The 8,101-nt window shown below is 63.3% G+C and carries 6 protein-coding genes and 2 pseudogenes; 5 read left to right on the top strand and 3 right to left on the bottom strand.

What is annotated here, in order from left to right; translation table 11 throughout:
- Positions 1 to 128 precede the first annotated feature (128 nt).
- The gene (locus BN1233_RS39940) at positions 129 to 1,544 is read right to left on the bottom strand and encodes an FAD/NAD(P)-binding protein (protein ID WP_046869240.1); all 1,416 of its coding nucleotides are present in this window, start codon (positions 1,542 to 1,544) and stop codon (positions 129 to 131) included.
- A gap of 921 nt (positions 1,545 to 2,465) precedes the next feature.
- Here BN1233_RS39940 and BN1233_RS47965 point away from each other — a divergent pair.
- Together BN1233_RS47965 and BN1233_RS39935 are read left to right on the top strand one after the other, a co-directional pair.
- Positions 2,466 to 2,621: pseudogene (locus tag BN1233_RS47965) on the top strand (sulfonate ABC transporter substrate-binding protein); the annotation flags it as partial.
- Positions 2,622 to 2,764: 143 nt separating this feature from the next.
- Positions 2,765 to 3,013 (top strand): hypothetical protein, encoded by a 249-nt coding sequence (locus BN1233_RS39935; protein WP_046869239.1) that lies wholly within the window; start codon positions 2,765 to 2,767, stop codon positions 3,011 to 3,013.
- A gap of 812 nt (positions 3,014 to 3,825) precedes the next feature.
- Here BN1233_RS39935 and BN1233_RS39930 read toward each other — a convergent pair.
- Positions 3,826 to 4,323, bottom strand: coding sequence for a DUF2165 family protein (locus tag BN1233_RS39930; RefSeq protein ID WP_046869238.1), 498 nt, complete (start codon positions 4,321 to 4,323; stop codon positions 3,826 to 3,828).
- Between the two features lie 491 nt (positions 4,324 to 4,814).
- On the bottom strand, positions 4,815 to 5,195 hold the full coding sequence (locus BN1233_RS39920) for a response regulator (protein ID WP_046869236.1): 381 nt from the start codon (positions 5,193 to 5,195) through the stop codon (positions 4,815 to 4,817).
- Between the two features lie 465 nt (positions 5,196 to 5,660).
- Here BN1233_RS39920 and hmpA point away from each other — a divergent pair.
- From hmpA to BN1233_RS39905, 3 genes and pseudogenes are all read left to right on the top strand, one after another.
- A pseudogene (gene hmpA / locus BN1233_RS39915) lies at positions 5,661 to 6,885 on the top strand (NO-inducible flavohemoprotein).
- A gap of 267 nt (positions 6,886 to 7,152) precedes the next feature.
- Entirely contained in the window at positions 7,153 to 7,539 is a 387-nt protein-coding gene (locus BN1233_RS39910; RefSeq protein ID WP_046869235.1) for a PRC-barrel domain-containing protein, read from the top strand.
- 9 nt (positions 7,540 to 7,548) lie between these two features.
- Positions 7,549 to 7,980 (top strand): DUF1236 domain-containing protein, encoded by a 432-nt coding sequence (locus tag BN1233_RS39905; protein WP_046869234.1) that lies wholly within the window; start codon positions 7,549 to 7,551, stop codon positions 7,978 to 7,980.
- Positions 7,981 to 8,101 lie beyond the last annotated feature (121 nt).

Here is an 8,101-nt window from a genome sequence, read left to right as displayed (position 1 = left end):
GGCCGGCATCCGAAAACCTTCACAAGAGCGGTCGCTCGATGACCCGGCGAAGCAAACTCACCAGCCTGCATATGGAGCGCCGGGATCACCGGCTAAGCCCAGCGAGAGCAGGCCTGCTCGGATCAGCCTCACCCACCACGGACAAGGCCGACCGGAATTGCCTCCGGGTGGAGGTCCTCCGCCACTCTGTCGGCCAGTTCCACGGCTTGCCGGCGGATGTCAGGCACCGCCGTGCACTCCCAGAAGACACCGCGCACGACTGGGCCGAGCGCCCAAAGCCGGGGTGAGACCATCCCGGAGGCTCTAAACGTCTCAAGGCGGTCCGTCACGTCTAGGCCCAGGTGATGCCGGTCCAGCCGAACCAGACCGCGATCCAGAAGCCGCCGCAGGAGCGGCGATTGCACATCGCCGGCTGGCACCGCCCCGGTCGCATTGACGACACGCTGCGCGTCGAGGGTGGCCACCTCTCCGCCTCCACGCGGCCGGTAGGTGACGGTTGCAAGGCCGGCTGCCGTTTCGACCGAGGTGATGCGTCCGGCACGGATGCTCAGGTAGTTGTGCTCGATCAGACTCCGGAGTTGCTGTGCGACCGGAGGTGCAGTCCGGTGCCGGTGCACGTCCCACCACGGGCGCGCATGGCGAAGAAAGCGCGTCTGCTCAACTTCCGGCAGACGCTGCCAGATCCGCGATGTCATGGGGCGAAGGCTGTCCACCACGTTCTGCCAAGCAATTCCTTGCTTGCGGGCGGCTGCAACGTCCTGCCGGATGTGGCGCACCAAGCGCGAAAGCGAGTGCTGCTGTTCATTGTCGAGGGTCGGAACCGGCCATGGCGCAGACATGACGTGTGGTTGGGGAAGAAGACCTCGACGCGAGATGGCGATGACGGGTCCCGCAAAACCGCTCGACCACAATTGCATGGTGACGTCCACCATCGTCAATCCCGTGCCGATGATGACGACGGGCCTGCCCGGCTGGAGCCCCTCGGCCAAAGCCGAGCCCCACGGGTTGTCGATGTAGGGTCCATTCCTGGTTTGATCCGCCAACAAATTGCCGACCGCGAGAACAGCCCCCGCGACCGCATGCTTGCGCCCGCCCGCGAGCGTCAGGAGATAGCCCTGGCACGTCGGCTCCAGGTCGACAACCTCATCGGGGATCAGTCGCAGACGCAATGCACCGTCGTCTTCACGGATGCTCTCCCGCACAAGCGAGGTCAGGTATCGCCCGTAGAGACACCTCGATACGAAAGTGCCCACGACCGTATCCTGGACATGCCGAGCGATCTCGTCCGGACCTGCTGCGATCTGCTCCTCGAGCCAACAGGCGAAATGATCCGGCTGGTCCGGATATGCGCTCATGTTGGCGGAGCGAACGTTCAAAAGATGGACGGGGTGGTCAGTAGAATAGGCTGCTCCTCGCGCAAAGACCGACGAGCGTTCGCAGAGCAGCAATGGCAGATCGGGCAAGCGGCGCAGCAGGTGAAGTGCCGTCATGGTGCCGCTGAAACCGGCGCCGATCACTGCGATCGGCAGAGTGTTATTCCACATAGCAGGTTCGCTTCCCTCGTATGGAAGAAACTCAGAACACGTGCTCGCAGCCTGTGATCGTCGCAACAATCTTGTCCGACTTGTGGCAGAGGACAGCATACCCGCCCGGCGGTGTCGCTTGAGTTCTGCTGTCAACGCGATCGCATCGAGACAATCGCGTAATCGCACAGCGTTATCCATCAGCCGAGGCGAGCTCGGCTGGATCAAGTGAGAGTCCTGCTGTTCGCTTGTAAGGTCAAGGGGAACGTTCTTTCCAAAGAACATGTGCACGCGGTGGAGTCATCCTCTACCGTGCCCACATCGAAGGACGTCTTTGTTGGAATGAAGCATGACTCGGGTCCAGTCACATATCCAACAAGCGGTGCCCCTGCGCTGATGAACATGCAGGTGCGTCGAATTCGTTCGTCGATTCACGCGTCTGCCGATACACGACCGGCAAGTTGGGACCGCAGGATCGACAGCTTTGAAGGCTGATCTTCTCGCAGAGCAATCAGCGGGAGCGCATCCGCACTCAAGCCCAATGTTCTTTAAGAAGAACATTCTCGTTGACAGCCCAGGTCCTGACGGGGCACGTTACCTGGGCTTGACGAGGGCTCTGCTCTCCGAAGGCCGCGGTGATTTGAGACGTGCAGCTTGCGCCGCGTGATCAAACGCTAAAGCGCCACGAAGTGTTACAAACGCATCGTGGTTCTGATCAGAGGATTGTCTGTGACGAACACTTCTGTCGCTTCCGATTTCCCTGCCATCTCCTGTTGCGGGCATGGGTGCTCGCGGAATTGCTGTCGGCCGTAACTCGACGACCTTCTTCCAATTCCTGGACCACCTGCATCACGTCGGCTCGACGCTGGCGGCAGGAGACCTTTGTCATGACTTCGGCCCGTATCATTGAAGTTGGTGAGATCACCGCCGGCATTGTCCTCCCTTTCGGTTGCGCTCCGGCGCCAGAGCTTCGGGGTCAAACCGCTCGATGCAGCAGTTGTCGCCGAGCAGCAGCGCATTGCCGATACATTCTACATACTGGGGCTGCTGCCGAAGCCGGTGACGATCAGCAACGCGGTTCGCAAGTCAGGCAGCTAAAGGAGACTGCTTGCTGCCGCGTTGAAAAGATTTCCATGAGATAAGATACCGACCCAGCGAACGAGGCCACACGCTCGACGGCTCACGTCCGCGATTGTTCTGGTGGCGCTTGGTCTCCACAGTTCGCGTTTGAGGAGGGTCCGATGAATAGCTTCACCGACCTCTACGAGGCCTACCTCCATTGGAAGATGGAGGGAGGCTATCTTGCCGATGGCGGTGACGGCACCTTCCTGGTCATTGAGGGCCCCGACCGTCCCAAGGGCGGTTCGAACAGCAACAACGACTTCGGGATCGACGCCGACACCTGGGGCGAGCCTTTGGACCGCAAGACCTTCGCGCGAAGATATCTACGACCGCCGGCCATCAGGGGCTCCGGCCAACCCGAGGCCTAAACCTCCGAGACCAAGGATCGGCATATGGAGCGGACAATGCCGAGCCGAAGCACGTCAGGGGAGGCATCCATGCTCCCGGGTGCGAGCCCTCCTGGGACTCACTTCTAACCATGCTCGTTTTCATCCGGAATGACCGCTTCGGGTCCAGACTGTGTGAAAACGCGAAACGACAACCTGATTGCGAAATACTCTTCCAATTAAGGGTGAAATCTGCACTGGGTCGGGTTCAAACGTCCCAGTGGCGCAACTCGTTTAGATTATTCTTCTTCACCGGCTTGGAGACCACGGGTTTTCACACAGCCTCGGTCAACCTCGGTCCCAGATTGAGCCCGGGGAACGTCCACTTCTCCACGGATTTAGAGATCACCCGTGATCAGGACGAGCTTCAAATCACTCGTGGTCATCCCTGCCTCGCCAAGTTTCTGCGACCATGGAAGAGGCCATAATCTTCTCGGCTCAGTAACTTACCGAGCGTTTGGTGGTCTTTGCTACCGAATGCCGCTTCAAATCACTCGTTGTCACTCCCGCCTCGCGAAATTTCCCACGTAGCCGAAGAGGTCGAATTCCTTTCGGATCATTCCCTTATCGGGCAACTGAAAGCCCCACCCGGGGCGGCGTATCTGAAAGGAGCGCTTCGAGAGCCGGGAGCGCGGTGAGGGTTCCGGTGCAGTCGCAACAACCGAGATCGATTGTCGGAAGAGAGAGCCATCGGAAAAGGGCTTGCCATTGCCGGGATGCCGTCCTTGTAGGCGTTGATCATCATGGTATCCGTGCGCCATTGGTGACCGCACTTACCGGACAGGCAATGGCCCTTACGCCAGTTCGTCGTCGTGAAGGCTCACGAAGATCAACACGCCAAGAATGGTCATCAGGAAGCGGAAGGCATTTGGCACGCCGTTCCACTGCTGCGACATCCACATCCCAAACCACTCGCCGCCGACCGACATGAAGCCGACCTGCCAGACCACAAAGCCGAGCGTCAGGCCGGCCACGGCCCACCCCTTCGCGCGGTTGAAGCTCATGGCGTCGGCACGCAGCTTCCGCAGAAGCCGGAAAGCGCCGATCCAGCACAGAATCGCGGTAAGCGTCTCCGCCGCGATGATCAGATTGTAAGCCGCGTGATGCAGAGTCGGGCTGGTGATCGCACGGTATCCAATTGTGGCATCCGGGAAGATGCTATCCATATGCAGCACATGCTGGACGAAAACGAAGTTGGTGCCGTAATCGGTGATGTTGCCGAACGCGACCAGCGTCGCGAAGAACGCTATTGCGGCGACCATCAGGACCTTGGCGGCGCGGATCGCGAGCATCAGTCTCTCCGGCACGACCGCGCCGGGCGCGGCAATACAACGAGATGTTACCTGCGGAACAGCGCCGTGGTCTTGTCGGCCAGCACGCCGCCGGTGATGGAGATCGCGCCGAAAGGTGCCTTTGCACGTAGCTCGGCACTTGAGGTCATGATCTGATGGATCCGACTGGAGAGCTACGCGACGGACGCCGCATAGACGCGACAGCGATAGTCGACATTCATTGTCCCGCTCCCAAAAGGAAGGCAGCAGCCTGGTGCTTTGTTCCTCGCCTTGATCGTCCGCGCGGAGGATGCGCCCTCAGATGCCCGCGAAGGGGCGGTCGGGACTGTTCGTGCTATGGGTCACGCCAACGCGGATCGGGTGAGACAGGCGATCGGGGCTGTTGCGAGAGGACAGGATGAGGATGCCCGGGCTAATCGCCGGCATGGGCTGGGCGGTCGAGCGCAGCAGTTCACCCGCGACTCCAATCCCGGTGTCGTGCTCCTACGGGTTCACGCGGAGTGAGCAGCCGCCCTTTCCGCGGCGACCAGAACATCGAAGGCCCGCCAGGGCTTCGGGATGAACCGAGCTGTTTTGGGCAGCCCGTCATTCGGCAGCCTCACCCGCCCCGACGTGACGAGCACCCGGATGTGAGGCCAGCGCGCCGCGCAGGCGAGCGTGAGGTCGACCCCATCGAACTTGCCGGGCAGGGCCACGTCGGTGAACACCATCACGACCTCGTCGGCACGGTTCTCGAGGAACGCCAGCGCCGCATCGGCACTGTCCAGTTCCACCACCTGCAAGTCCGTCTCCTCGAGGAGCGTGGCAGCGAGGCTGCGAACCTCGGGTTCATCCTCGACCACGAGAACCTTGCGCCGGATTGCCTGTCCCATCGCGGTCTCCCGGAAATCGATCAAGCATGCAAAGGCAGGGAGGCCCCGGCTCTCTCGGACCCGGTGGCCTCCCTGCGGTGCCGTCCCCGCGCACCCAAGACCGGCATGCGAGGCCCGACAAGGGTCCGAACGCCGGCACGGAGTCCCGGTTCCGGCGCTCCGGCAAGATCTCATCACTCCGGCCTCGCAACGCCGTCCCGTCCGGACCGAACGCCCCGTGCCGCTCTCCTGCCACTGTCGTCCTTCGACAACCGACGTCTCACAATCCGAGACTTCCCGAGCAATGGCACGGCCCGCAACAGCGGAACCTCCTGCGCCCGACCGACCCCCTGCTCGAGGAACCGGTCACGACCGCTCCGTAGCCGTGAAACTCCGGGCCTGCGGCTTCAGTTGATGTGGACAGTTCACGGTCAGTGCTCCGTCCCGGCTCAGGCGTCCCCAACAGCTTCACAGAGGGGAGATCCCATGCCCGCCACCCTCGAGGACCGCACTATCGATCTCGTCAAGGCGACGGTGCCCGCGCTCGAAGCCCACGGCCTCGCGATCACGCAGCGCATGTACGAGCGCATGTTCCAGAACCCGGAGATCCGCGATCTCTTCAACCAGTCGCATCATGGCGAGACCGGCTCCCAGCCCAAGGCCCTGGCCGCTGCCATCGTGGCCTATGCCCGCAACATCGACAATCTCGGCGTGCTCGCCTCGCGCGTGGAGCGCATCGCGCAGAAGCATGTCGGGTTGAGCATCAGGCCCGAGCACTATCCGTTCGTGGCCGAGGCTCTCCTGGGCGCCATCAAGGACGTGCTCGGAGATGCCGCCACGGACGAGATCCTGGCGGCCTGGGGCGAGGCCTACTGGCTCCTCGCCGACGTGCTGATCGCGCGTGAGAGGACGATCTACCGGGAGCTCGCGGCGGCTCCCGGCGGGTGGAACGACTGGCGCGACTTCATGGTCGAGAGCACACATCCGGACAGCGAGATAATCCGCTCCTTCCATCTGGCCCCTGCCGATGGCGGACCGGTTCTGCGCCACCGTCCGGGGCAGTATCTCACCTTCGCGCTGGACCTTCCCGGCACAGGACTCGTGAAGCGCAACTACTCGATCTCCTGCGGCCCGAACGACCGCTCCTACCGGATCTCCGTCAAGCGGGAGGCGGCCCCGAATGCTCCGGCAGGTCTTGCCTCGAACTGGCTCCACGATCAGGCCGGGTCCGGCACCCGGTTGCGGGTCGCGCCGCCGGCTGGGGAGTTCTTTCTCGACGAGGAGAGCTCTCGCCCCGTGGTTCTGATGAGTGGCGGTGTCGGGCTCACCCCGATGGTCAGCATGCTGGAGGCCATCGTGCAGTCCGGCCGCGGGCGGCCGACATGGTTCATCCACGGCGCGCAACGGGCGGGTTCATGCCATGCGCGAGCACGTCCGGGAGGTGGCGGCACAGGCAGGCAGCATCGTGGTCCGCACCTATTACGAATCACCGGAAGCCACGGACGTTCAGGGCCGGGACTACGACGAGGCGGGCCTGATCAGCACGGACTGGATCGCGCAGCACACGCCCACGGCCGAGGCAACCTACTACCTGTGTGGTCCTCGGCCGTTCCTGCGGGCCTATGTCGGGGGCTTGGCCCGGATCGGCATCCCGCTGGAGCGCATCCGCTATGAGTTCTTCGGTCCGGCCGACGAGCTGCTGGCGGCCTGACTCCGAGAAGTCGCCACCGAGCGCCTGCGTGTTGGCAGTTTGCCCGGGTGCTCGTCGCGGAATTCCTGAGCACCGGACTGGGTCCGGAGCAGCAGGAACTCCTGCGCCTGATCGGAACCCTGGTGGACGAGCACCCCGCTCCCCCGTGACGGCCCGCTCTCGCCGACGGAGGGCCATCTCCGGCCAGGAACGGGTCTGTCGAGCGGGCGTTCTGCCAAAGGCAGGCCAGGATCTCTCATGGCCTGCTGACGACCGCAGGAGAGCGCCATGGCCCAGACCAATGCCCCCGGCGTGAGGACGGCCACGCCCCTGATCGAGCGTGATCGGGGCGAAGGCTCGGCCGTCTACGATCCGAATGGCAACCGGATCGGCACGATCAAGCGGCTCGCGACCCAGAAGCTCAGCGGCCGGATCGCCTATGCCGTGATGGCGTTCGGCGGTTTCCCGGGCCTGGGCGAGGAGGAGCGCACCATCCCGTGGAACAAGCTCACCTACGATACGGGCCTCGGCGGCTACCGCACCGGCCTCACCGAGGATCCGCTTTGGGATGCTCCGTCCTCCCGCCATCGGGATTACGACTGGCTGGGTCGGCAGCGCGAGCGGGAACGCCATTATCGCTACAGCGCCCGCTATTACGGCGGTGGCGGTCCCTGAGATCTGAGGATGGGCGCCTTCGCAACACCTCGTTCGATGTCGGGATATTCCGCGGAGCGGCGCTCCGGTCCGAAGTGGATGAGATCGGCAGCCGTCATGACGGGAGCGGTCGCGGCCATCCTGGTCCTGGCCGCCACCCCGACTTTCGGACAGCCGACGGGCGGGACCGTGGTCGAGTCCCCGGCTCCTGCGCCACTCCCGTCCGCGAAGCAGAAGCTGATCCGCGAGCAGGCCAGACGACCGGATCTCCCCAAGGCCGATCTCGGCGCGCCGCCGCGGGTCGGCATGATCATTCCCCCGGAGGTCGAACTCCTGATGTTGCCGCAGGACATGAGTTCGGAGGTCCCGGCCACGACGAGCTACCGCTATCTGATCGCGGGCGACGTCATTGCCGTGGTCGAGCCGGAAAACCGCAAGGTCATCCAGCTCATCCCGCGCTGATCCGGTGCACCAAGCGCCAGCGCATGTTCCGGAAATCCTCGCGTGACGATCCCAGGGATCACGCAGAGGCGCGGAAACCAAGTGATCGGGGTGACGATGACCGAAGGCTTCATGAGTCGTC

Origin of the sequence: Microvirga massiliensis (assembly GCF_001006805.1) — a bacterium.
GTDB classification, from domain to species: Bacteria; Pseudomonadota; Alphaproteobacteria; order Rhizobiales; family Beijerinckiaceae; genus Microvirga; species Microvirga massiliensis.
This window is presented reverse-complemented; position numbering and strand designations above follow the sequence as displayed.